This is a genomic window from Buttiauxella sp. AC038 (assembly GCF_979253565.1).
On sequence record NZ_CEEDCQ010000001.1, the window covers coordinates 1,387,033 to 1,412,252 of the forward strand.

Annotated in this window: 21 protein-coding genes; 14 read left to right on the forward strand and 7 right to left on the reverse strand. The window is 50.2% G+C overall.

Features of this window, described 5'->3' with window-relative positions:
- Positions 1 to 159 precede the first annotated feature (159 nt).
- Positions 160 to 1,203 carry a DUF1176 domain-containing protein gene (locus tag AC0IXI_RS06665; protein ID WP_471682139.1) on the forward strand — a complete coding sequence of 348 codons (1,044 nt, stop codon included), beginning with the start codon at positions 160 to 162 and terminating at the stop codon, positions 1,201 to 1,203.
- A 99-nt stretch (positions 1,204 to 1,302) separates the two neighbouring features.
- Here the strand turns inward: AC0IXI_RS06665 and tkt are convergent, their stop codons facing one another.
- Together tkt and tal are read right to left on the reverse strand one after the other, a co-directional pair.
- On the reverse strand, positions 1,303 to 3,300 hold the full coding sequence (gene tkt, locus AC0IXI_RS06670; protein WP_471682140.1) for a transketolase: 1,998 nt from the start codon (positions 3,298 to 3,300) through the stop codon (positions 1,303 to 1,305).
- Between the two features lie 21 nt (positions 3,301 to 3,321).
- On the reverse strand, positions 3,322 to 4,272 hold the full coding sequence (tal, locus tag AC0IXI_RS06675) for a transaldolase (protein ID WP_134185026.1): 951 nt from the start codon (positions 4,270 to 4,272) through the stop codon (positions 3,322 to 3,324).
- A 280-nt stretch (positions 4,273 to 4,552) separates the two neighbouring features.
- On the opposite strand from tal, the gene maeB reads away from it, so the two are divergent.
- Complete coding sequence (maeB, locus tag AC0IXI_RS06680; RefSeq protein WP_034459057.1) at positions 4,553 to 6,832, forward strand: NADP-dependent oxaloacetate-decarboxylating malate dehydrogenase; 2,280 nt, start codon at positions 4,553 to 4,555, stop codon at positions 6,830 to 6,832.
- A gap of 707 nt (positions 6,833 to 7,539) precedes the next feature.
- Here maeB and hemF read toward each other — a convergent pair.
- Together hemF and amiA are read right to left on the reverse strand one after the other, a co-directional pair.
- Positions 7,540 to 8,445: an oxygen-dependent coproporphyrinogen oxidase gene (hemF, locus tag AC0IXI_RS06685; protein ID WP_471682141.1), complete on the reverse strand. Its 906-nt coding sequence runs from the start codon at positions 8,443 to 8,445 to the stop codon at positions 7,540 to 7,542.
- Between the two features lie 5 nt (positions 8,446 to 8,450).
- Positions 8,451 to 9,323: an N-acetylmuramoyl-L-alanine amidase AmiA gene (amiA, locus tag AC0IXI_RS06690; protein WP_064513158.1), complete on the reverse strand. Its 873-nt coding sequence runs from the start codon at positions 9,321 to 9,323 to the stop codon at positions 8,451 to 8,453.
- 206 nt (positions 9,324 to 9,529) lie between these two features.
- On the opposite strand from amiA, the gene AC0IXI_RS06695 reads away from it, so the two are divergent.
- The 12 genes from AC0IXI_RS06695 to AC0IXI_RS06750 all read left to right on the forward strand — a co-directional run bounded on the left by AC0IXI_RS06695 (position 9,530) and on the right by AC0IXI_RS06750 (position 22,301).
- On the forward strand, positions 9,530 to 9,955 hold the full coding sequence (locus tag AC0IXI_RS06695) for a GNAT family acetyltransferase (RefSeq protein WP_064512930.1): 426 nt from the start codon (positions 9,530 to 9,532) through the stop codon (positions 9,953 to 9,955).
- The gene (locus AC0IXI_RS06700) at positions 9,955 to 10,401 is read left to right on the forward strand and encodes a DUF2919 domain-containing protein (protein WP_422569735.1); all 447 of its coding nucleotides are present in this window, start codon (positions 9,955 to 9,957) and stop codon (positions 10,399 to 10,401) included. The genes AC0IXI_RS06695 and AC0IXI_RS06700 overlap by 1 nt, the downstream gene beginning before the upstream one ends.
- A gap of 63 nt (positions 10,402 to 10,464) precedes the next feature.
- Positions 10,465 to 11,040, forward strand: a complete 576-nt coding sequence (locus AC0IXI_RS06705) for an RpoE-regulated lipoprotein (RefSeq protein WP_134185033.1) — start codon at positions 10,465 to 10,467, stop codon at positions 11,038 to 11,040.
- A 103-nt stretch (positions 11,041 to 11,143) separates the two neighbouring features.
- Positions 11,144 to 12,043 (forward strand): Dyp-type peroxidase, encoded by a 900-nt coding sequence (locus AC0IXI_RS06710; RefSeq protein ID WP_134185035.1) that lies wholly within the window; start codon positions 11,144 to 11,146, stop codon positions 12,041 to 12,043.
- Between the two features lie 297 nt (positions 12,044 to 12,340).
- Complete coding sequence (locus tag AC0IXI_RS06715; RefSeq protein ID WP_471682142.1) at positions 12,341 to 13,357, forward strand: sulfate ABC transporter substrate-binding protein; 1,017 nt, start codon at positions 12,341 to 12,343, stop codon at positions 13,355 to 13,357.
- Positions 13,357 to 14,190 carry a sulfate/thiosulfate ABC transporter permease CysT gene (cysT, locus tag AC0IXI_RS06720; RefSeq protein ID WP_064512920.1) on the forward strand — a complete coding sequence of 278 codons (834 nt, stop codon included), beginning with the start codon at positions 13,357 to 13,359 and terminating at the stop codon, positions 14,188 to 14,190. Before AC0IXI_RS06715 ends, cysT begins: the two co-directional genes overlap by 1 nt.
- Positions 14,190 to 15,065, forward strand: a complete 876-nt coding sequence (gene cysW, locus AC0IXI_RS06725; RefSeq protein ID WP_064512918.1) for a sulfate/thiosulfate ABC transporter permease CysW — start codon at positions 14,190 to 14,192, stop codon at positions 15,063 to 15,065. Before cysT ends, cysW begins: the two co-directional genes overlap by 1 nt.
- Positions 15,055 to 16,155: a sulfate/thiosulfate ABC transporter ATP-binding protein CysA gene (gene cysA, locus AC0IXI_RS06730; protein ID WP_064512916.1), complete on the forward strand. Its 1,101-nt coding sequence runs from the start codon at positions 15,055 to 15,057 to the stop codon at positions 16,153 to 16,155. The genes cysW and cysA overlap by 11 nt, the downstream gene beginning before the upstream one ends.
- Positions 16,156 to 16,226: 71 nt before the next feature.
- Positions 16,227 to 17,138: a cysteine synthase CysM gene (cysM, locus tag AC0IXI_RS06735; protein WP_064512914.1), complete on the forward strand. Its 912-nt coding sequence runs from the start codon at positions 16,227 to 16,229 to the stop codon at positions 17,136 to 17,138.
- Between the two features lie 210 nt (positions 17,139 to 17,348).
- On the forward strand, positions 17,349 to 18,206 hold the full coding sequence (locus AC0IXI_RS06740; RefSeq protein WP_471682143.1) for a helix-turn-helix domain-containing protein: 858 nt from the start codon (positions 17,349 to 17,351) through the stop codon (positions 18,204 to 18,206).
- A 78-nt stretch (positions 18,207 to 18,284) separates the two neighbouring features.
- Complete coding sequence (locus AC0IXI_RS06745) at positions 18,285 to 19,589, forward strand: MFS transporter (RefSeq protein ID WP_471682144.1); 1,305 nt, start codon at positions 18,285 to 18,287, stop codon at positions 19,587 to 19,589.
- Between the two features lie 45 nt (positions 19,590 to 19,634).
- A complete protein-coding gene (locus AC0IXI_RS06750) occupies positions 19,635 to 22,301 on the forward strand; it encodes a family 78 glycoside hydrolase catalytic domain (protein WP_471682145.1) in 2,667 nt (888 codons plus the stop codon).
- 91 nt (positions 22,302 to 22,392) lie between these two features.
- Here AC0IXI_RS06750 and crr read toward each other — a convergent pair whose 3' ends face one another.
- From crr to ptsH, 3 genes are read right to left on the reverse strand one after another with little or no spacing between them, the layout of a single operon-like run.
- Positions 22,393 to 22,902: a PTS glucose transporter subunit IIA gene (gene crr / locus AC0IXI_RS06755; RefSeq protein ID WP_034459029.1), complete on the reverse strand. Its 510-nt coding sequence runs from the start codon at positions 22,900 to 22,902 to the stop codon at positions 22,393 to 22,395.
- A 40-nt stretch (positions 22,903 to 22,942) separates the two neighbouring features.
- Positions 22,943 to 24,670, reverse strand: coding sequence for a phosphoenolpyruvate-protein phosphotransferase PtsI (gene ptsI / locus AC0IXI_RS06760; protein WP_064512905.1), 1,728 nt, complete (start codon positions 24,668 to 24,670; stop codon positions 22,943 to 22,945).
- A 44-nt stretch (positions 24,671 to 24,714) separates the two neighbouring features.
- The gene (ptsH, locus tag AC0IXI_RS06765) at positions 24,715 to 24,972 is read right to left on the reverse strand and encodes a phosphocarrier protein Hpr (protein WP_034459025.1); all 258 of its coding nucleotides are present in this window, start codon (positions 24,970 to 24,972) and stop codon (positions 24,715 to 24,717) included.
- Between the last annotated feature and the right edge of the window lie 248 nt (positions 24,973 to 25,220).

Sequence of the window (25,220 nt, forward strand, 5' to 3'; positions counted from 1 at the left end):
GTCATACTTCAAGTTGCCTCTTTGTTGGCTGCGCTCACTTACCCAGATCACTTACTTATGTAAGCTCCATGGGACTTGGTCCCTTGCCGCCGTGATGCAACTCGAATTATTTTGTGTATACGTGAAATTCTCTTCGTCTTTTCAGGATGTGTGTCGCCAATGTGCCTTCGGTTCAAATCGCTGTTTCTTTTTATATTATTTATAGCGAGCTCCGTTTTCGCGGCACCTGCACAAAAGTCTTTCTCCGACTGGCAAGTTACCTGCAACAACCAAAATTTTTGTGCGGCCCGTAACACTGGGCTGCATCAAGGATTAGTAATGACGCTGACCCGTAGTGCGGGCGCGCGTACTGATGCAACGCTGAGAATTGATCTCGGTAATATGACCATCGCAGAACCTAAAGCGCCGCCAATTGCGCCACGCCTGTTGGTTGATGGTGAACCGTTGACGCTGGACTTAGCGAAATGGCAGGAAACACCGCGCCATCTCAAAACCAGTGATGCTGATGCGATCAATGGCTTCCTCGATAAAGTGGCGAACGCCGATGCGATTACGCTGGCGAAAGGACGGGGAAGTATTTCACTTGCGGGTCTGAAAGCGTCACTGTTGTTTATTGACAGCCAACAGCAGCGAGTCGGTAGCGAAACAGCATGGATTAAGAAAGGTGACGATCCACCGCTGAGCGTGCCGCCTGCACCCGCGCTCAAAGAAGTCACACTGACAAACCCAACTCCAACGCCTTTAACGCAGGTGGAACTGAGTGATCTGCTGGATTACGGGACCTGGCGCATGAACAACAGCCAGTGTTCGCTCGATCCTGCCCGTCGTGAAGTTCGCGTTTTCGCCCTTAGCGATGACAAAGCATTGTTGATGACCGGGTGCGAAGCAGGCGCTTACAACGTGGTCGATCTCGCCTGGGTGGTGTCACGGCAGAAACCTTTTGCTGCCCGACAAATTCGCTTAAAACTGCCGTTTACGCCGGGGAGTGGAAACACTGAACTAGAGCTGATGAACGCCGGGTATGATGAAACGAACAAAGAGCTGACGACGCTTGCAAAAGGGCGTGGCGTTGGTGATTGCGGTGTGGCGACACGCTGGCGTTTTGATGGCCAGCGTTTTCGCCTGGTGCGTTACGCCGAAGAGCCGACGTGCGATGAGTGGAATGCGAGTTCGTCGTGGCCCACGCTCTGGGTCACCAAATAATCCCCGTCATACTTCAAGCTGCAGATGCGTTAGCTGCTTTCGTTCACCCCAGTCACTTACTTGTGTAAGCTCCTGGGGATTCACAATACTTATTTTCGACTAAACACCCATCACCTTCTTCGCCTTCGCCACCACATTCTCGGTAGTAAAGCCAAAGAACGGGAATAACTTATCGGCAGGTGCCGATTCCCCGTAAGTCGTCATGCCGACAATCGCCCCTTTCAGACCGACATATTTGTACCAGTAATCCGCAATACCCGCTTCAACTGCCACTCGTGCAGCAATATCTGAAGGTAATACCGACTCGCGATACGCTTCGTCCTGAGCGTCAAAAATGTCGGTCGAAGGCAGTGAAACCACGCGTACTTTGTGGCCATCGGCGGCGAGCTTATCTGCTGCAAGTACCGTAATTTCCATCTCCGAACCCGTGGCAATCAGAATCACATCTGGCGTACCGCCGCTGTCTTTCAGAATATAACCACCGCGACTGATGGCGCTGACCTGCTCGGCAGTACGATCCATTTGTGCCAGGTTCTGACGCGAAAGAATCAGCGCTGTTGGGCCGTTATGCCGCTCGATTGCCGCTTTCCAGGCTACAGCAGCTTCAACCTGATCGCACGGGCGCCAGGTGCTGAAGTTCGGTGTCAGACGTAGGCTGGCAAGTTGTTCTACCGCCTGATGTGTAGGGCCGTCTTCGCCAAGGCCGATGGAGTCATGGGTATAGACCATGATTTGTCGCGCTTTCATCAGTGCCGCCATACGCGCCGCGTTGCGCGCGTACTCCACGAACATCAGGAAGGTCGCGGTATAGGGCACAAATCCACCGTGATGGGCGATGCCATTGGCGATGGCGGTCATACCGAATTCGCGCACGCCGTAGTGAATGTAATTCCCGGCGAGATCCTCTTTGATGGATTTAGACTCTTTCCAGATGGTCAGGTTACTTGGCGCTAAATCAGCCGAGCCGCCGAGCAATTCAGGCAGGCTTGGGCCATAGGCATTCAACGTGTTTTGTGAGGCCTTACGGGTGGCAATTTTCTCTGGATTGGCCTGCAACTTTTCAATGTATTGCTGCGTGAGGTCTTGCCAATCCTCCGGCATTTCACCGTGCATACGGCGGTTAAATTCAGCGGCGAGATCCGGGTGAGCTTTGGAGTAAGCGGCAAACTTATCGTTCCACGCCGTTTCTGCCTGCTCGCCTTTTTCTCTGGCATCCCAGGCCTGGTAAATCTCTCTTGGGATCTCAAATGCAGGGTATTTCCAGCCCAATTGTTTACGGGCGAGTGCCACTTCCTGCTCGCCGAGTGCCGCGCCATGTGCCTCTTCTTTGCCCGCTTTGTTTGGCGAGCCAAAGCCAATGATAGTGCGGCAGATAATCAGCGACGGTTTATCTTTCACGCTTTGCGCTTCCTCAATCGCCTTCTTCACGGCTTGCGGGTCGTGGCCATCAATTTCATGCACCACATGCCAGTGATAAGCCTCAAAACGTTTGGCGGTGTCGTCGGTAAACCAGCCTTTGGTTTCGCCATCAATCGAAATGCCGTTGTGGTCATAGAAACCGATGAGTTTGCCAAGGCCGAGGGTACCTGCCAGTGAACAAACTTCGTGGGAGATGCCTTCCATCAGGCAGCCATCCCCCATAAATACGTAGGTAAAGTGATCGACAATTTCATGGTCGGGGCGGTTAAATTGCGCCCCTAACGTGCGTTCAGCAATGGCCATGCCGACCGCATTTGCCAGCCCCTGGCCAAGCGGCCCGGTGGTGGTTTCAACACCGGGTGTATAACCAATTTCCGGGTGGCCGGGGGTTTTGGAGTGAAGTTGACGGAAGTTTTTTAGCTCTTCCATCGGCAAGTCATACCCGCTCAGATGCAACAGGCTGTAGAGCAGCATCGAGGCGTGGCCGTTAGAGAGAATAAAGCGGTCACGGTCAGCCCATGTGGGGTTCGTCGGGTTATGGTGCAGGAATTCGTTCCATAACACTTCGGCAATATCAGCCATCCCCATCGGTGCGCCAGGGTGGCCCGAATTCGCTTTTTGTACCGCGTCCATACTCAGGGCACGAATGGCATTAGCAAGCTCTTTACGAGATGACATGTTTCACTCCGTGGTTGTCGTTCAAAGTTTGGCGGCGAGCAAATCTTCCAGTTTTCGTTGATCGATGGCGAACAGGCGGATGCCCTCTGCCAATTTTTCTACCGCCATTGGATCCTGATTATGCTCCCAACGGAAATCTGCTTCGCTGATAGGTTCCGGGCGACGGAAGCCCTGTGACAGCGGCACCAGTTTGCGTACCACCGGCTCTTCGCTCTCCTGCAACTGTTGCAGCAGGTTAGGGGCGATAGTCAGGCGATCGCAGCCAACTAATGCAAGAATCTGTTCGGTGCGGCGGAAGCTCGCGCCCATCACGATGGTGCTGTAGTTGTGCTGCTTAAAGTAATCATAGATATTGCGTACCGATTTGACGCCTGGATCTTCTTCAACCACATACGGGTCCATCGGTTTGCGGGCCTGATACCAGTCGTAGATACGCCCGACGAACGGTGATATCAGGAACACGCCAGCTTCCGCACAGGCTCGTGCCTGAGCAAAAGAGAACAGCAGCGTCAGGTTACAATCGATACCCTCTTTTTGCAGTTCTTCGGCGGCACGAATACCTTCCCAGGTTGAAGCAAGCTTGATTAAAACTCGCGACTTATCAATGCCCAGCTCTTCATAAAGAGCAATCAAATGGCGGGCTTTCGCGATGCTTTTTTCTTTATCAAATGAGAGACGGGCGTCCACTTCTGTTGAGACGCGTCCAGGAATGCTTTTCAGAATTTCCGCACCGAAACTGACCGCAAGTTTGTCACAGGCTTGAGCGACCTGGGCCTCTCGCGTGTCGCCGCGCTGTTTACCGTAAGCAATGGCATCTTCAATGAGCGTTTGATAGTGCGCCAAACCTGCTGCCTTCAGTAATAGCGAGGGGTTGGTCGTCGCATCGATAGGCTGGTAATTGCGGATAGATTCAATGTCACCGCTGTCGGCAACAACGGTGGTGAATTTCTTGATACTATCTAACTGATTCATGACTATCTCCTTGAAATGCAAAGTCTAATTTGAGTGCTCCATGTCACTCACGATGGAAATTCATCGTTGGCATAACTAAAAAGCATAGCAGATAGGCATGGCATTGTTGTTAATGCCAGGTAACATAATGGCTCTGATTTTCTAACATTTTTGCAAGACGTTGCTGATAGTATGGCGATGTTCAAAGTTTAGAACGCGCGCAAGCGTGATACTACGTGGCCCTAAAGCGATCTTAACGTGACCTTACGACCCTTGAGAGTGATAAAAAAGGAACGAAGAAATGGACGAACAACTAAGACAAAGTGCCCTCGATTTTCATGAATTCCCAGTCCCCGGTAAAATTCAGGTTTCGCCAACCAAACCGCTGGCGACCCAGCGTGACTTAGCATTGGCCTACTCTCCGGGCGTTGCGGCACCTTGTCTCGAAATCGAAAAAGACCCACTGGCGGCTTACAAATACACCGCGCGTGGCAACCTGGTCGGCGTTATTTCCAACGGCACTGCGGTGTTAGGGCTAGGTAATATCGGCGCACTGGCGGGCAAGCCGGTGATGGAAGGTAAGGGCGTTCTGTTTAAGAAATTCGCCGGTATCGACGTGTTTGATATTGAAGTCGATGAAATGGACCCGGATAAACTGATTGAGGTGATTGCTGCACTAGAACCAACGTTTGGCGGCATTAACCTGGAGGATATCAAAGCGCCAGAGTGCTTCTACATCGAGAAAAAGCTGCGCGAGCGCATGAACATTCCTGTGTTCCATGACGATCAGCATGGTACGGCCATCATCTGTACTGCGGCGGTACTAAACGGTCTGCGTGTAGTTGAGAAGAATATCTCTGATGTGCGTTTAGTGGTTTCTGGCGCGGGCGCATCGGCTATCGCCTGTATGAACCTGCTGGTGCAATTGGGCATCCAGAAACACAACATCGTTGTGTGCGATTCGAAAGGCGTTATCTATAAGGGCCGTGAAGAAAACATGGCTGAAACCAAAGCGGCTTACGCGGTGGAAGATAACGGTAAGCGCACGCTCGACGAAGTGATTGAAGGTGCGGATATTTTCCTCGGCTGTTCTGGCCCGAAAGCCATGAGCCAGGAGATGGTCAAGAAGATGGCGCGCGCGCCATTGATTCTGGCGCTGGCAAACCCTGAGCCGGAAATTCTGCCACCGCTGGCAAAAGAAGTGCGCCCTGATGCGATTATCTGCACCGGGCGTTCTGACTTCCCGAACCAGGTTAACAACGTGTTGTGCTTCCCGTTCATCTTCCGTGGCGCGCTCGATGTTGGCGCAACGGCAATTAATGAAGAGATGAAACTGGCGGCGGTTCACGCGATTGCCGAACTGGCTCACGCAGAGCAGAGCGATGTAGTGGCTTCTGCTTACGGTGAAGAAGAGCTGACTTTCGGCCCTGATTACCTGATTCCAAAACCATTCGACCCGCGTCTTATCGTACAAATCGCACCCGCAGTGGCGAAAGCGGCAATGGAAACCGGTGTGGCAACACGTCCGATTCAGGATTTCGACGCTTATCGCGAAAAACTGACCGAGTTCGTCTACAAAACTAACCTGTTTATGAAGCCAATCTTCTCTCAGGCCCGAAAAGATCCAAAACGTGTGGTGCTGACAGAAGGTGAAGAGGCGCGCGTGCTACATGCGACTCAGGAGCTGATTACACTTGGTTTGGCGAAACCGATTCTGATTGGTCGCCCGGCGGTTATCGAAATGCGCCTGAAGAAACTCGGCCTGCAAATGCAAGCCGGGCGCGATTTTGAGATTGTGAATAACGAATCCGATCCGCGTTTCAAAGAGTACTGGAATGAGTACTACAACATCATGAAACGCCGCGGTATTACGCAAGAGCAGGCGCAGCGAGCCGTGATCAGCAATACCACGGTTATCGGCGCAATTATGGTGCACCGTGGTGAAGCGGATGCCATGATTTGCGGTACCATCGGTGAGTATCACGAGCACTTCTCTGTGGTGGAAAAGTTGTTCGGGTATCGTGAAGGCGTGAAAGCGGCTGGGGCAATGAACGCACTGTTGCTGCCAAGCGGCAACACCTTTATTGCTGATACCTATGTGAATGACGATCCGTCGCCGGAAGAGCTGACAGAAATTACCTTATTAGCCGCAGAAACTGTGCGTCGCTTTGGTATCGAGCCAAAAGTCGCGTTGTTGTCGCATTCCAACTATGGTTCCTCCGATTCGAAAGCGGCATGCAAGATGCGTAAAACGCTGGAGATGGTGCGTGAGCGTGCGCCAGAACTGGAAATTGACGGTGAAATGCATGGTGATGCGGCGCTGGTGGAAAGCATTCGTAACGAGCGTATGCCTGACAGCCCACTGAAAGGTTCGGCAAATATCCTGATCATGCCAAACGTCGAAGCGGCACGTATTAGCTACAACTTGTTGCGTGTTTCCAGCTCCGAAGGGGTGACAGTCGGACCAGTATTGATGGGCGTGGCGAAACCGGTGCATGTGTTAACCCCGATTGCGTCCGTTCGTCGTATTGTGAATATGGTGGCGCTGGCGGTGGTTGAGGCGCAGACCGTTCCGCTGTGAGTCTGGTTTCCCTCTCTCCTTGAGGGCTGTCTCTTATACAGATCTTTGAGGGGCAGTTCCTGCTGATTCAGAGAAGGTTCCGTTCACTAAACGTTCAGAGATCTCTGTAGTTACCGAACCGGTGAACGTATCAAGGGTGCTACCGCAGCACCCTTGATAATCCCGGCTCCCGGCGATTAAATCGCTGCTTCGCAGTAAACCTCCGTTTTTCCTTTCAGTCCCAGGGTCGGTTGCGACGCGCTCCCGGCGCTCACAACCTCTCGCCGTTCCCGACGGCTCGACCCGGCCTTACAGTCAAACCGGAGGCGATTTATGCCGGACTCAAAGGTCAACGTCAAAAGCTAAGGTCAAAAACCGAACCGGTTTTGACCTTGTTCCCGGTATAAATTGCCCCGGCGTTGCCCATAAGTCAGGGTTGAGCTGCCGGGAGCAGCGAAAGAGAGCGATCGCCGGGAGCGAGTCGCGAACGACCCTGAACGTTGGGGATAAGCTGGGGTTTACCGCGCAGCGGCAATTTAATTACCGGGCGCCAGGATTATCAAGGAGAGGGCGTTCTCTCCTTGATACGTTCACCGTTAATAATGGTTGCAGAAGTCGCCAGACATTCGGGTGAACGGAAAAAATGCTCATCTTACAGATCTCGCCCTGACAGATTGCCAGAGCGAAATGTGTATAAGAGACAGCTTTCAGGGTTGGGGTGAGGGTGGTTAAACCCAATCCCTAACCGGCAGGAAATCACGATACAAGGCAGCCTCCGGGCTGCCTTCTTCTGGCTGATAGTTATATTCAAAGCGAACCAGTGGCGGCATCGACATTAAAATCGACTCGGTACGCCCACCCGTCTGCAAACCAAACAGCGTTCCGCGATCCCACACAAGGTTAAACTCCACATAACGGCCACGGCGATAAAGCTGGAAGTCGCGCTCGCGCTCGCCCCACGGCAACGCTTTACGGCGTTCTACAATCGGCAGATACGCATCCAGATAACCGTTGCCCACCGCCTGCATAAAACTAAAGCAATGGTCGAAATCCGGGGTGTTCAGATCGTCAAAGAACAGGCCGCCAATACCGCGTTGTTCATTACGATGCTTAATAAAGAAGTAATCGTCACACCACTTTTTGTAACGCGGGAACACGTCATCGCCAAACGGCTGGCACAAATCATGCGCGGTTTGGTGCCAGTGAATGGCGTCTTCTTCAAAACCGTAAAACGGTGTTAAATCAAAGCCGCCGCCAAACCACCACACCGGGTCACAGCCCGGCTTTTCGGCAATGAAAAAGCGCACGTTGGCATGGCTGGTGGGAATGTACGGGCTGAGCGGATGTACCACGAGGGAGACGCCCATTGCTTCAAAGCTGCGCCCGGCAAGTTCCGGGCGATGAGCCGTTGCTGATGCAGGCATCGCATCGCCATGAACGTGGGAGAAGTTAACGCCCGCTTGCTCAAAGATATTCCCACCGCGTAACACCCGGCTGCGCCCGCCGCCACCGCCTTCGCGTTGCCAGCTGTCTTCTTCAAATGCAGCTCCATCAATATTGCTCAGTTGCTGGCAAATGGTGTCCTGCAATTGCAGCAGGAATTTTTTTACGGCCTGGATATCTGGCAAGTTCATAGGGTTCAACGTTTCTTACTGTGGGCTTTTTGGTTATCAAACCAATTAAAGTAGCTAATGATGCCGGAGGCAATCGCATTAGCAATTTTCTGGCGAAACGCGGGAGTGCCTAATAATTTCTCTTCACCAGGGTTGGTGATGAATGACGTTTCAACCAGTACGGAAGGAATCGACGGCGACTTCAACACCACAAATGCCGCTTGTTCCGTGTTCCGGCTGTGCAATTTATGCACTGGCTTAATCTGTTTGAGGATATGCGAGCCGAGCGTCAGGCTGTTTTTGATGGTGTCGGTTTGCACCAGGTCGAACAGTACCTGTTGTAGATACTGGTCTTTATGTTTGACCTTGCTACCTGCGACATCATCGGCGGCGTTTTCTTTATCCGAGAGGTATTTCGCCATCGCACTACTTGCGCCGCGATTGGAAAGGGCAAACACCGACGCACCGGCAGCAGACGGGTTCGTAAAACCATCAGCATGAATCGACATAAAGAGATCGGCCCCGTGTTTGTGGGCGATTTCTACACGATCGTACAGCGGGATGAATTCATCGCTGGTGCGTGTGAGTTTGGCCTCTATCCCATTGCTTTTAAGGATGTTTCGTACATTTTTAGCAATGGCCAGTACGACATGTTTCTCTTTAGAACCATTATGGCCAATCGCGCCGGTATCAATACCGCCGTGGCCTGGGTCAAGCATCACTACCCGACGTCCACCCGATTTTTTGCTCGGTTTGCTGTGGTTAGTGGTGGTTTTAAGAGGTTTCGTCTCGGAGCTGGCTAAAGCCTTATTTACGCCCGTTAACGTTAAAGCAGCCAACCCAGTAAGCAGTAACTGGCGGCGGGTAGTCAGATGCGTCAGTGATTTAATTTTGCTCATGCGGCTAATATTTTTATCTTTAAAATTGCAGATAGGCATTTATAGCGTATCGGCAAAGGGTAAACGACAAGCATTTGTGGGATTTTCATTACCAAAAATGAATGAGTGGCTAGTATGTCATTTTTTGCCTCGTTTTGCGGCAGATATTGGCTAAACAGAAACTTAACGCCATAATCACTGTTTTAGACTTTCAGGTGGCTAATACCATGGAAATACGTGTTTTTCGCCAGGATGATTTCGAAGAAGTCATTACGCTTTGGGAACGTTGCGACTTACTGCGTCCATGGAACGATCCTGAGATGGATATTGAACGCAAACTCAATCATGACGCGGATCTGTTCTTAGTGGCAGAAGTGGGCGGCGAAGTTGTTGGCTCGCTGATGGGCGGATATGACGGCCACCGAGGATCAGCTTATTACCTTGGCGTGCACCCGGAATATCGTGGTCGCGGCATCGCCAATGCGTTGCTGAGCCGACTTGAAAAGAAGTTAATCGCACGCGGTTGCCCAAAAATTCAAATCATGGTGCGTGAAGAAAACGAGTTGGTGATTGGCATGTATGAGCGGCTCGAGTATGAGCAGCAAGATGTAATGCTACTCGGCAAGCGATTGATTGAAGACCAGGAATATTAATGCCTGTGCTGTATCCACCTTCGGATTACGATATCCACGGTAATCTGAAAACACCTTTTTTGTTCTGGTGTACCCTTCTTTTGCAGGCGCGAACCTGGTTTGTTCTGGTGCTGGCGGCAGCGTCCCGTCAACAGGGCGATGCCATCCTTGGTGTCTTCTATCCTGACCGCGACAATTTCTGGTTCGGGCTATTGCCTGGCGTTCCTGCTGCATTGGCCTTTATGATCAGTGGTCGCCGCCATTTGTACCCCCGAGTTTGGGCAGCGTTGCGCTGGGTGTTAATTGCAGCACAACTGGTGCTACTGACCTGGCAGTTGCTGCTGCTGTGGCAAGGTGAGGAGTTGACAGAAGTAACCTTGTTCCTGCTGCTTGCCGATTTATTTGCCTTGTGGTGGTTAGTCACCAGCCGTCGTTTACGGGATTACTTCACTATCAATCGTGAATAACCGGGCACTTTTGGGAAAGTTTGCACTCCAAAGCGCGTATCCATGCTTAATAAGGAATTTCTGATGAAAAAACTGCGCCTGATGTTATTAGGGCTGCCGCTGGTGTTAGCAGGCTGTTCGACGCTGTCATCCGTCAACTGGTCTGCGGCAAATCCGTGGAACTGGTTTGGTTCGTCAATTGAAGTCAGCGAGAAGGGGGTCGGGGAGCTAAATGCCAGCACACCGATGGATGAAAAAGCAGTCAGCAGCGCATTGAATGATAACTACCGTTTACGCAGCGGCATGAAAACCGATAACGGTGAGATTGTTCGCTTCTATGAAGCGATGGATGACAAAACCGTGATGGTTGTCGTCAACGGCGAAAAAGGCACTGTAAGCCGCGTTGATGTTATGGATAGCGACATCGAAACCGATAGCGGCGTGAAGATTGGTACCACCTTTAGCGACCTGTACGACAAAGCATTTGGCGCGTGTGTCAAAGGGACTGGAGATGATAGTGACGGTGTCGAGTGTAAGGCCAAAGACAGCCAGCACATCAGCTACATTTTCAGCGGCGAATGGCATGGCGGGCAGGAGTTGATGCCGTCTGACGATACGCTCAAAACCTGGAAGATCAGTAAAATTATCTGGCGTCGATAAAAATAACCGCTGGCTTGCGCCTTCTCAATAAGGTGTTGCTGGAATTGGGTATCATAAGGGAATAAACGCCACGTAGAGTGGCGTGTGTTTTTTAGGAGGATTCATGTCTCGTGTTCAATCTGGCATTCTGCCAGAACATTGTCGCGCCGCCGTTTGGCTGGAAGCGAGTATTCAGGGCGATTTCGATGCTATTCGCCAGGGTTGTAAAACCTTTAATCAATCACTGACTGCGTTTCAGGATAAATTCCCTGATGCGAATTTAGGTGCTGTGGTGGCGTTTGGTCACGATCTATGGCGCGATCTCAGCGGCGGTGTGGGTGCGGCCGAGTTGAAAAACTTTGCTCCATTGGGCAAAGGTCTTGCGCCAGCAACGCAACATGACGTGATGATCCATATTCTTTCTCTGCGCCATGACGTGAATTTCTCTGTGGCACAGGCAGCGCTTGCAGCATTTGGCGACGCGCTGAAAATTGAAGAAGAAATCCATGGTTTCCGCTGGGTTGAAGAGCGCGATTTAAGTGGTTTTGTTGATGGCACCGAAAACCCGCAGGGCGAAGAAACGCGCCGTGAAGTCGCGGTGATTAACGACGGTGTGGATGCAGGCGGCAGCTATGTGTTTGTCCAGCGTTGGGAGCATAATCTCAAGCAGCTTAACCGCATGAGCACCCAAGATCAGGAAATGATCATTGGCCGTACTAAAGAGGCCAACGAAGAGATTGACGGTGATGAGCGCCCGGAAACATCTCACCTGACGCGTGTCGATTTGAAAGAAAATGGTAAAGGCCTGAAAATTGTGCGCCAGAGCCTGCCATACGGCACGGCGAGCGGTACCCACGGCCTGTACTTCATCGCTTATTGCGCCCGTTTGCATAACATTGAGCAGCAACTGCTGAGCATGTTTGGCGAAACCGACGGTAAGCGCGATGGCATGCTGCGTTTCACCAAACCGGTAACCGGCGGGTATTATTTCGCGCCGTCTTTAGACAAGCTTCTAAACCTGTAAGGGCTACCTTACTCGCCATTCTGGCACCGGGCAGTGCTCAAAATCCTCACGTACTTCATGTACGCTCCGGTTTTTGCGCGCTGGCCGTCGTCAGACTGCCTTCGCCGCTAACGCCCTACCTTTGATACCTGAAATAATTAGATCCAACCCCACCGCAACTTGAAGTATGACGGGTATATATCCCTTTCTTATTGCAAATCACCAAACGATATATAAAACCGTTACAGCTTTGACACTCGTTATAAATACACTGGTAACCATAAAGCTCGATCGTTATCACATTTATAAGGGTGCCCAATGGCAATGACATCGGTTAAAAAAGTCTGGAGTGCTTTGGTTGTTTCTGCATTGCTGGCAGGTTCAGCCCATGCTACAGAACTGCTGAACAGCTCTTATGATGTGTCTCGCGAGCTGTTTGCCGCGCTCAATCCTGCCTTCCAGAAACAGTGGGCTGAGGAAAATAACGGCGACAAGCTGGTGATTAAACAATCTCATGCCGGGTCATCAAAACAAGCGCTGGCGATTTTGCAGGGCTTAAAAGCAGACGTTGTAACTTATAACCAGGTTTCGGATGTGCAGATCCTGCATGACAAAGGCAACCTGATTCCAGCCGACTGGCAGGCGCGTTTGCCAAACAACAGTTCGCCGTTCTATTCCACCATGGCGTTCCTGGTGCGCAAGGGCAACCCTAAAAATATTCACGACTGGAGCGACCTGGTTCGCCCGGACGTAAAGCTGATTTTCCCTAACCCAAAAACTTCAGGTAATGCCCGTTACACCTACTTAGGTGCATGGGGTGCAGCCAACAAAGCTGACGGCGGCGATAAAGCCAAAACAGAACAGTTCATGACCCAGTTCCTGAAAAACGTTGAAGTGTTTGACACCGGCGGCCGTGGTGCAACCACAACGTTTGTTGAGCGTAACCTGGGTGATGTGTTGATTAGCTTTGAGTCCGAAGTTAACAACATTAGCAAACAGTACGAGAAAGATGGCTACGAAGTGGTTGTGCCAAAGGTCAACATTCTGGCGGAGTTCCCGGTGGCCTGGGTCGATAAAAACGTCAAAGCCAACGGCACTGAAAAAGCAGCACAAGAGTATCTGAACTTCCTGTATAGCCCGGCGGCACAAACCATCATCACTGACTATTACTACCGTGTGAATAACCCGGAAGTGATGGCAAAACTGAAAGATAAATTCCCTCAGACCGAATTGTTCCGTGTGGAAGATGAGTTCGGTGGCTGGCCAGAAGCGATGAAAACCCACTTTGCCAGCGGCGGTGAGTTTGACCAGTTGCTCGGCAAGGGGCGTGAGTAATGTTTTCTGTTGCCTCCAAGCGGGTGCTGCCGGGCTTTACCTTAAGCCTCGGCACCAGTTTGCTGTTTGTTTGCCTGATTTTACTGCTGCCGTTAAGTGCGCTGGTGATGCAACTCTCTGAGATGACGCTGGCGCAGTATTGGGAAGTGATCACCAACCCGCAGGTGGTGGCGGCATATAAAGTCACGCTGCTGTCTGCGGGTGTGGCGTCTATCTTCAACGGTTTCTTTGGCATGTTGATGGCGTGGATCCTGACGCGCTACCAGTTTCCGGGCCGTAGCCTGCTTGATGCATTAATGGATTTACCCTTTGCTCTGCCCACTGCCGTAGCGGGTTTAACGCTTGCCGGGCTGTTTTCAGTTAACGGCTGGTACGGCGAATGGCTGGCGCAGTTTGGCATTAAAGTGACGTACACCTGGCTGGGTATTGCCGTGGCAATGGCATTTACCAGTATCCCGTTTGTAGTGCGAACCATTCAACCCGTGCTGGAAGAGTTAGGCCCGGAATATGAAGAAGCTGCGGAAACGCTGGGTGCGACGCGCTGGCAGAGTTTTCGCCGCGTGATTTTACCGGAGCTTTCTCCGGCGCTGATGGCGGGTGTAGCACTTTCATTCACCCGTAGCCTGGGTGAATTCGGCGCAGTAATTTTCATTGCCGGCAACATCGCCTGGAAGACCGAAGTCACCTCACTGATGATTTTCGTGCGTTTGCAGGAGTTTGATTACCCGGCAGCCAGTGCGATTGCCTCGGTGATCCTTGCCGCTTCACTGCTGCTGCTGTTTACCATTAACACGTTGCAAAGTCGCTTTGGTCGGCGCGTGGTAGGTCACTGATGACGGACGTAACTGAATTGAAAAGCTATCGCCGTACTGGATTTAACTGGGGCAAATGGACGCTGATAGGCCTCGGCGTACTGATTTCGTTTTTGCTGCTGGTGGTGCCAGTGGCATCGATTTTCGCTCAGGCCTTCTCGAAAGGGCTGATGCCTGCGCTGCGCAATATTGTTGACCCGGATATGCTGCACGCCATCTGGCTCACCGTAATGATTGCGCTGATTACCGTGCCGGTGAACCTGGTGTTCGGTATTTTGCTGGCATGGCTGGTGACACGCTTTGATTTCCCTGGCCGCCAGTTGTTACTGACGCTGCTGGATATTCCATTCGCGGTTTCACCCGTAGTCGCAGGACTGGTTTATCTGCTGTTCTACGGTTCGAATGGCCCGCTGGCAGGCTTCATGGATGCGCATAACATCCAGATTATGTTCGCCTGGCCGGGCATGGTGTTGGTGACTATCTTCGTGACTTGTCCGTTTGTGGTGCGCGAACTGGTGCCAGTGATGTTGAGCCAGGGCAGCCAGGAAGACGAAGCAGCGATTTTGCTCGGCGCTTCGGGCTGGCAGATGTTCAGACGCGTTACATTACCCAATATCCGCTGGGCGCTGCTGTACGGCGTGGTGTTAACCAATGCTCGCGCCATTGGTGAGTTTGGTGCCGTGTCGGTGGTTTCAGGTTCTATCCGCGGTGAGACATTCTCACTGCCGTTACAAATTGAATTGCTACAGCAGGACTACAACACCGTTGGCTCGTTTACCGCTGCGGCGTTATTAACCCTGATGGCAATCGTTACGTTGTTCTTAAAGAGTGCGGTGCAGTGGCGTTTGAATAGCCAGGAAAAACGCCTGCAACAGGAGGGGAATCATGAGCATTGATATTACCAATATTAAGAAATCTTTTGGTCGCACCCAGGTGTTGAATGATATCTCGCTGGATATCCCTTCTGGCCAAATGGTGGCATTGCTTGGGCCGTCAGGTTCCGGTAAAACCACGCTGCTGCGTATTATCGCGGGCCTTGAGCACCAGAACAGCGGGCGCATTAGTTTCCACGGCACCGATGTGAGCCGCATTCACGCGCGTGACCGCAAAGTGGGCTTTGTGTTCCAGCATTACGCACTGTTTCGCCATATGACGGTGTTCGACAACATCGCTTTTGGCCTGACGGTTCTGCCGCGCCGCGAACGTCCTTCTTCCGCAGCGATTAAACAGAAAGTCACTCGTTTGCTGGAGATGGTGCAGTTATCCCATCTGGCAGATCGTTTCCCGGCACAGCTTTCCGGTGGGCAGAAGCAACGTGTGGCGTTGGCACGTGCGCTGGCGGTTGAACCGCAAATCTTGCTGCTTGATGAGCCATTCGGTGCGCTGGATGCACAGGTACGTAAAGAGTTGCGCCGCTGGTTGCGCCAGTTGCATGAAGAGCTGAAATTCACCAGCGTATTCGTGACCCACGACCAGGAAGAAGCGATGGAAGTCGCGGACCGCGTGGTGGTCATGAGCCAGGGGAATATTGAACAAGTTGATACGCCGGAAGCGGTATGGCGCGAACCCGCGACTCGTTTCGTGCTGGAGTTCCTTGGTGAAGTGAACCGTATGAAAGGCGTTGTGCGCGGCAGCCAGTTCCATGTTGGCGCACACCGTTGGCCGCTTGGCTTTACACCTGCGCACCAGGGGCCTGTCGATTTGTTCTTACGCCCATGGGAAGTGGACGTCAGCCGCCGTACTAATCTGGATTCGCCACTGCCAGTTCAGGTGCTGGAAATCAGCCCACGTGGGCATTACATGCAGCTGGTTGTGCAGCCGTTGGGCTGGTATGACGAACCGTTAACGGTCGTGCTGCGCGAAGACTATGTTCCTGTGCGTGGTGAGCGTCTGTTTGTCGGCCTGCAACATGCGCGCTTGTATGATGGGAAGAACAGAATTCACAGTACTTATAATGGCCAGGTAGACCTCGCGCAATCCGCCTGATAAGTTTACTGAACAACACGACACGCAAAGGCGGCCCACGTGGCCGCTTTTCTTATTTTCTGGACAGGCAAGTGAACACCTTAGAAAGCACGATTGGCAATACACCTCTGGTTAAATTGCAGCGCACCGGCCTTGATAACGGCAGTGAAATTTGGGTGAAGCTTGAGGGGAACAACCCCGCAGGCTCGGTTAAAGACAGAGCTGCACTTTCGATGATTGTACGCGCAGAAGCTCGCGGTGAAATCTCCCCAGGAGATACGCTCATTGAAGCGACCAGCGGCAATACCGGGATTGCATTGGCGATGATTGCAGCGCTTAAAGGCTACCGAATGAAGCTTTTAATGCCTGACAACATGAGTATGGAACGCAAAGCGGCGATGCAGGCTTATGGCGCAGAATTGATTCTGGTGACCAAAGAGCAGGGCATGGAAGGCGCACGCGAAATGGCACGTTTGATGGATGAACGAGGCGAAGGCAAAGTCCTCGACCAGTTCAACAACCCGGATAACCCATACGCGCACTACAGCACAACCGGGCCGGAGATCTGGCAGCAGACACAGGGTCGTATTACGCATTTTGTTTCCAGTATGGGAACCACGGGTACAGTCACGGGCGTCAGCCAGTTTATGCGCGAACAAGACAAACCAGTCAAAATTGTTGGTTTACAGCCTGAAGATGGCAGCAGTATTCCGGGGATTCGCCGCTGGCCAGAAGAGTGGCTACCGAAGATCTTCAACCCTGCTTTGGTTGATGAAGTGATTGATATGTCACAGGTTGAAGCCGAGAGAACGATGCGCAAACTTGCCCGTGAAGAGGGGATTTTCTGCGGCGTGAGTTCCGGCGGTGCAGTCGCGGGTGCATTGCGTGTTGCACAGGCAAATCCGGGGGCTGTTGTCGTAGCAATTATCTGCGACCGCGGCGATCGATATTTATCGACGGGAGTATTTGGCGAAGAGAGTTATTCGCAAGGCTCAGGAATATAATTTCAGAATATTAATCGTGTAGGGTGATAAGCCACGCCCTACAAAATCGTTACCTCGCCATCCCCCTCTAATCTGACTTATTAAGAAAAAATGATAGTAACGTCACGGTGACTTACGCCGCAGTGCCATCTTGCCATAATGACTTGTCATTAATATTAAGTTCTAATATCTCTATCACCACGATGTAATAAATAACTGGCAGGTGAATAGATGGAAATTAAACAACCACAAGATTTTTTTCTTTCAGAGGCACACGCCTTCTGTTTATTTATGTTGGATAACCAGGAAATGGCAGATGCCCACGGCCATGATTTTGATGAGCTGGTTATTGTGCGTAGCGGCAGCGGTTTTCATATTATTAACGATCAGGTGGAGTTGGTTTATACAGGTGACTTCTTTTTTGTTTCGGCGAATGACACTCATTATTACGAGTCGACTAATAATCTTTCCCTTATTAATCTCTTATTTCATAAAGACCGGCATTTTGGTTTCATACATAATATTGATGCATTGTTGGATGTTGTCCGAGAGACGACTCAACCTTCAGTGAGAGAACTGCTCACTTTAAACGAAAGTGAACTGCAGAAAATCGTCGGGTTAACGGAAGAAGTCACAGCCAGGCGAGATGATCATTTTGATGCAGTTTACTTTTCTGCTACAGAAGCAGCCATTCTGGAAATTGTCTCTTTGCTGTGTCGCTGCATTGCCCGCCGGGGAGAAAGAAATCGTAATAGTGAAAGTAGCGGGCAAAAAATACTGAATTATGTTCGCCAGAACTATTGCCGACATATTAATTGGGACGCTTTGTGCGAAGAGTGTGGGATGGCGAAACGCACGATGTTTCGTTTCTTTAAAGAGATGACCGGTACCACACCCGAGAAATTCCAGCAAATTTGTTGCTTGTTAAAGGCACAGGAACTTTTACGGACTACCGATCGGCCGATTAAAGATGTGGCGTTATTTTGCGGCTTTATTAACGCCTCACGTTTAACCGATGTGTATAAAAAGAGATTTTCTCGTACACCCTCGCAGGAAAGACATCTAAGTTATTCAATTACAGAATTATAGCCATATTTTTCATATTCATCAGTTTTTATGGGAATAAGTAATACATGACGTAAACAATAATTTAATGGAGTCAATATTATGGATAAAACAAAAATCATTAACCCTTGGTATGTGGGGGTTGTTTCGGGAATGGCATCTTATATCGACTCGGCCGCCATTGTTTCCAATGGCACAGCGTTAGTTATTTATCAGAAAGCGATTGGCATTACTTCGGCTGATATTGGTGTACTTTCCGGCGTATTAACTCTATGCATTGCAATTGGCGCATTTTTAGGTGGCAGGTTGGGCGACCGCCTCGGCAGGAGAAAAGTGTTTATTGCCACTATGGCAATGATTGTTTTGGGATCGCTGATGCTGGCGTTTGGCAAGGTCTTTGTCATTTTGCTGGCCGGTACGATGTTTGTTGGCCTGGCGACAGGAGCTGATTTGCCGGTTTCTTTGGCAACGATTGCTGAAGCGGCCTGTGATAAAAACCGTGGCAAGATTATCGGATTATCTAACCTGTTGTGGCTGGTAGGTATCAGCACCACCATGGGAATTTCAGCCGTCGCCGGGGGTTGGGGGCAATTGGGTGCACAAATTATGTACCTTCATGTGGGCATTGTCGCCGCCGTGTTGCTGCTATTACGTTGGACGATTCCTGAATCGCCAATGTGGTTACTTGCTCGTGACGAGAATCGCCGCGGGGCGACAACGGTTCGCGCACAGAAATCGTCGTTTAAAGATTTACTGCATGGGAAATATTTATGGCCGTTTGTAGCGTTATGCTTTTTTTATACGCTGGTGAATCTGGCGGCAAATACCGGCGGCCAATTCGGGACTTATGTTGCCGTGAATGTAGTCGGCATTACGGTTGAGGAAAATTCTCTGTGGAATTTATTGTTGATGCCCGTAGGAGTATTATCTGGTTTGCTCTTTATGAAGATGGTAGACACCTCAAAAAGAATGCTGGTTTTTATTATTGGCGCATTCTTCTTCGCTGGCGGTTTCTTTATGCCCGTATTACTTAATTTCTCGCCATTATCGTGGTTCTGCTTCCTTTTATTTACTGCTACCGGCAGTGGTATGGCTTTTGAAGGTATTATGAAAGTGTGGTCGCAGGAATCATTTCCGACCATGCTTCGTTCAACTGCTCAGGGGGCGATTGTGGGTGTGGCACGTTTATCATGTGCATTATTAGCCTTTGTCACTCCCGTTTTACTCGATGCTGGACCGGTAGCACTTTACTCCATCCTTTCTGCAATTGTTGCTCTAGGTATGTTTATCGGTTGGCTGTGTTTTCATCGCCAACAAAGAAATGAATTTTCCAGTGAAGGCGAAATGGTAGTGGAAAAATATCCCAGAGTCCCTTTATTACCTGCCGAAGCGATGCGGACAAAATAAATATCGGATCTGCAAAATATTGAGTTATCAAAGGAGCCTGTCATTATGCTGTCAGTCAAAAAGGTCACGCTTGACCATGAGTTATCTTTATCGGGTATCGATGCTTTTCCAGTCATCGGTTGGGAGATTGAAAGTAACCAAAGGAATGTGAAGCAAGTTTGTTATCAGTTACAGGTGAGTGATGATAAATACTTCGATGCTGTTTTATTTGATAGCGGAGTAATCAGTAGTGACGCTTCGGTGAATGTGAATATTAATGAAATTTTACTGCATCCCTCAACACGTTATTTTGTCCGTGTGAAAATTAAAGATAACCATGGTGAGGAAAGCCTGTGGAGTACCGCCGCAGAATTTATTACTGGGCTGCTGGATACCCCCTGGTCAGGGGATTTTATATCTGCTGAAACTCTTGCAGATAAAGATAATTCAAAAGTCACACTATTAAGAAAAACCTTTTCACTCAACAACGACAGTGCGGTGGTTTCCGCTTATTTGCATGTATCAGCTTTAGGGGTTTATCGGTTTTATCTTAATGGAGGCAAAGTCGGTAATGATGAGCTAACGCCAGGCTGGACGAGCTACCACAACCATTTGCTTTATCAAACTTACGATTTGAGCGAGCAACTCAAGCCAGGTGAGAACGCTATTGGCGCTGAGCTGGGGGCTGGCTGGTATAAAGGTGATATGGGCTTTACCCGCGACAGGAATTATTACGGCGAACAGACCGCACTTATCTGCCAACTGGTGATTCATTATGAGGATGGAACCCGGCAGATTGTGGTCAGCGATAATTCCTGGCGTGGCGAAGATTCACCGATTATGTTCTCTGAGATTTACGACGGTGAAATTTGCGATGCAAGCTTTGAGCAAGAAGGCTGGAATAAAACGGGATTTGATGACGCTCACTGGCGCCCTGTCAGCCTGGTTTCTTATGATAAAAAAGTGCTCACCGCGCAGGGCGCCTGCAAAGTAAAAAAAATAGCCACGCTGGAACCCACTTCGATTATCACGACGCCGCAGGGCGATACGGTTATCGACTTCGGGCAAAACCTGAGTGGCTGGGTTGAATTCAAAGTAAATGGCAATCGGGGTGACAAAGTTATTCTGCGCCATTTCGAGACGCTGGATGCTCAGGGAAATGTTTATCTGGATAATCTGCGTTCAGCGAAACAACGCGTGGAGTATGTTTTAAAAGGCGGGGCGACGGAGGTTTATCACCCTCGCTTTACCTGGCAGGGTTTTCGCTACGTAAAAGTCGAAAGCTACCCTGGAAATGTCAGCCCTGAGAATTTCAAAGCTGTGGTGCTGCATTCTGATATGGCTCAAACCGGTCATTTCAATTGTTCAAATGAAGATTTAAACCAGCTTCATCACAACATTCTGTGGGGGTTAAAAGGGAATTTCATTGATGTCCCGACCGACTGCCCCCAGCGCGATGAAAGACTGGGCTGGACAGGGGACGCACAGATATTTTGCCGCACGGCCAGTTACCTGATGCATACGCGTAATTTCTTTGCGAAATGGCTCCGGGATCTGCAACACGACCAGACGCCAGAAGGCGGTGTGCCGCACGTCATTCCTGATATTCTCACCGGGCATTGCGCGAATGATATCAACCTGGCCGAGGGAGGAACGCACTCAGCAGCGGCGTGGGCAGATGCCGCGGTTATCAATCCGTGGACGATGTACCTGATGTATGGCGACACTCGCGTTCTGGAAAACCAGTATCAGAGCATGAAAGGTTGGGTGGATTTTATGCTCACGCATTCCGAGAACCTGATCTGGCGTTATAAATTGCAGTTTGGCGATTGGGTTGCGTTGGATGCGAAAGAGGGGAGTTATTTTGGCGCGACGCCAACGGATCTTGTCTGCACGGCTTATTTTGCTTACTCCACACAACTATTCAGCCAGGCCGCCAAAGCACTCAATCGAACAGAAGATTTTGAGCGCTACAGCACTTTACATCAGCAAATCGTTCAGCGTTTTCAGGATGAGTTCTTCACTTCCTCAGGCAGGCTTGCGGCCAGAACGCAGACTGCGCATATTCTGGCGCTCTATTTTAACCTGGTGCCAGAATCGTTCCGGGAACGTACCGTGAATACGCTTGTAGAACTCCTGCGCGAGCATGATGGCCATTTGGTGACCGGTTTTGTGGGTACCCCTTATTTTTGCCATGCACTGAGCCAGAATGGGCGGGAACAAGAGGCGTGGGAACTGCTGCTTAAGGATGATTTTCCCTCCTGGTTGTATCAAGTAAAAGCCGGTGCAACGACCATCTGGGAGCACTGGGATGGTATGAAGCCTGATGGCTCGATGTGGAGCGCCGATATGAACTCGTTTAACCATTATGCGTATGGCGCGGTGGGGGAGTGGCTGTATCGCTCCGTTGCGGGTATTGAGGCAGATGCTGATGAACCTGGCTTTAAGCATGTCATTATCGCACCAACGATTGGCGGTAACGTTTCCTGGGTCGATGCGGCTTATGACTCCGTTTACGGTGAAATTAAGGTTCGCTGGCAAGTGAGACAAAGCAGTGCGGGGGATATTGTGACGTTGGACGTTAAGGTTCCACATAACACACATGCGACCCTAAAACTTTCGGGCATCGGAGAGCTGCTGTCAGCTCGGGATATGGTCTTTAAGCTGCAAGAGAATAGCGGATTTGCAGAGGTAGGATCGGGAGATTATAAGGTCGAATATCTGCGCGCATAAAATTCAGTGCCAGACATAGACGAAAAAAAACCGGAAATAGACATTTCCGGTTTTTTTATTCATTGCAGGGAGATGACCTGCCGCGTGAATCTTACTTCTTGATGCGGATTACCGGGGTTTCGCCCACAGTCACGCTACCAGTCAGTTTGATCAGCTCTTTGATTTCGTCCATGTTGGAGATAACAACCGGAGTCAGGGTAGACTTCGCTTTCTCTTCCAGCAGGGCCAAATCGAACTCGATAACTACGTCGCCTTTCTTAACGCGCTGGCCTTCTTCTGCGATGCGTTTGAAGCCTTCGCCTTTCAGTTCAACAGTGTCGATACCGAAGTGGACGAACAACTCAATGCCGCTATCGGATTCGATAGAGAAAGCATGGTTAGTTTCGAAGATTTTACCGATGGTGCCGTCAACCGGAGCAACCATTTTGTTGCCAGTCGGTTTAATTGCAATACCATCACCAACAATCTTCTCGGCGAAAACCACATCTGGAACATCTTCAATGTTAACGATTTCGCCAGAAAGTGGGGCAACAATCTCAATGGTTCCGGTGTCTTTTTTATCATCAGAAACCAGAGATTTCAGTTTATCAAACAAACCCATGATCTTCTCCTAAGCAGTAAATTGGGCCGCATCCGGTGGATTAGCAGATTGTTTTTTCTTCAATGAACTTGTTAACCAGCATCATTAACTCGTCCGTTGTCGGTTGAGCAAGTGCTTGCTCTGCTAACACCTTCGCATCTTCGAAGTTCGTGTTACGAATAATCTTCTTAATGCGCGGGATAGAAATGGAACTCATACTAAATTCGTCCAGACCCATTCCCAGCAACAGAAGTGTAGCACGTTCGTCGCCTGCAAGCTCACCACACATACCGGTCCATTTACCTTCTGCATGAGAAGCATCAATAACTTGCTTAATCAGAGTCAGTACAGACGGTGACATTGGCTGGTAAAGATGTGAAATCATATCATTACCGCGGTCAACTGCCAGGGTGTACTGCGTCAGGTCATTGGTACCGATACTGAAGAAGTCGACTTCTTTAGCCAAATGGCGAGCAATCGTGGCCGCAGCCGGAGTCTCTACCATCACGCCAACTTCGATAGTTTCGTCAAACGCTTTGCCTTCTTCACGCAACTGCGCCTTCATGATTTCGATCTCAGCTTTCAGTGCACGCACTTCTTCAACAGAGATGATCATTGGGAACATGATACGTAATTTACCGAATACAGAAGCACGCAGGATAGCGCGAACCTGTGCGTACAGAATCTCTTTACGATCCATAGCGATACGTACTGCACGCCAGCCCAGGAACGGGTTCTCTTCTTTCGGGAAGTTCATGTACGGCAGCTCTTTGTCGCCACCGATATCCATGGTGCGTACGATAACTGCTTGTGAGCCACAGGCTTCAGCAACAGCTTTGTACGCCGCGAACTGCTCATCTTCAGTTGGCAGTGAATCACGGTCCATGAACAGGAATTCTGTACGATACAGACCTACACCTTCTGCACCATTACGCTCAGCACCGTCGACATCACGAACAGTACCAATGTTTGCGCATACTTCTACCTGATGACCATCGAGAGTGATTGCTGGCAGGTCTTTCAGTTTTGCCAGTTCAGCTTTCTCAGAAGCTTCTTGCTGCTGTACAGCACGCAGAGCTTCGATCTCTTCGTTGGTTGGGTTAACGTAAACTTTATTGTTAACAGCATCGAGGATCAGGTAATCACCGTTCTTCACCTGGCTGGTCACGCTACCGGTACCAACAATCGCAGGCAGTTCAAGAGAACGCGCCATGATGGAGGTGTGGGAGGTACGGCCACCGATATCGGTGATGAAACCCAGAACCTTTTGCAGGTTAAGCTGTGCGGTTTCTGACGGAGTCAAATCTTTAGCGACCAGGATAACTTCATCTTGGATGGAGCTAAGGTCAATAATTGCCAGACCAAGGATATTGCGCAGCAGACGCTTACCGATATCACGTACGTCAGCCGCACGTTCTTTCAGGTATTCATCGTCTAATTCTTCCAGCGCGATCGCCTGGCCTTCGATAATTTCGTGAGCAGCTGCATCAGCAGTCACTAACTTATCGGTGATAAGGGCTATGATTTCCTGCTCAAGCTCTTCGTCTTCCAGCAACATAATGTGGCCTTCGAAGATAGCTTCCTTTTCTTCACCGAAGGTCTCGCCAGCTTTAATTTTGATCGCTTCTAACTGTGCCGACGCTTTAGCGCGCCCGCTTAAGAAACGTTCAACTTCCTGCGCAACTTTGTCGGCAGAAATTTTCTTCCGGTCGATGACAATTTCATCTTCCTTCAGCAAAAGTGCCTTGCCGAAAGCGATACCCGGGGATGCTAAAATGCCTGAAATCATAACCCTACCTTACTTGTGACTGATATTTACGAAGAACCCAGAACTTACTCGAGTTCAGCCATCAGTTTTACCAGATGCTCAACTGCTTTCTGATCATCTTCGCCTTCAGCGGAGATGGTCACAACAGTACCTTGGGTCAGACCCAGAGTTTGCAGTTTGAACAGGCTTTTCGCGCTTGCGCTTTTGCCGTTGGAGGTCACAGTGATCTCAGAAGTGAAGCCTTTAGCTTCTTTAACAAACTGAGCAGCAGGGCGGGTATGCAGACCGTTTGGAGCGGTAATGGTAACTTCTTGCTGGAACATTGTATTTCCCCAACTTATAGGTTTAGTGTTGTGGAACTAAAGTCTAGCCTGGTGGCAAAACTTTAGCCTGTATAGTTAGCGCCGTGTTAATTGTAACTCTACGCGACACAGGATGCTTTCTGGAACCACGAAATGTGCTTTGGTATCGACCATGCGCTTCGCGGCTCGCTCGTCATTAATCATTATGCCGTGAAATGTGATTTTGCACCAAATCGTTAAATCGATTCAGCAGATGTACATCACATTTT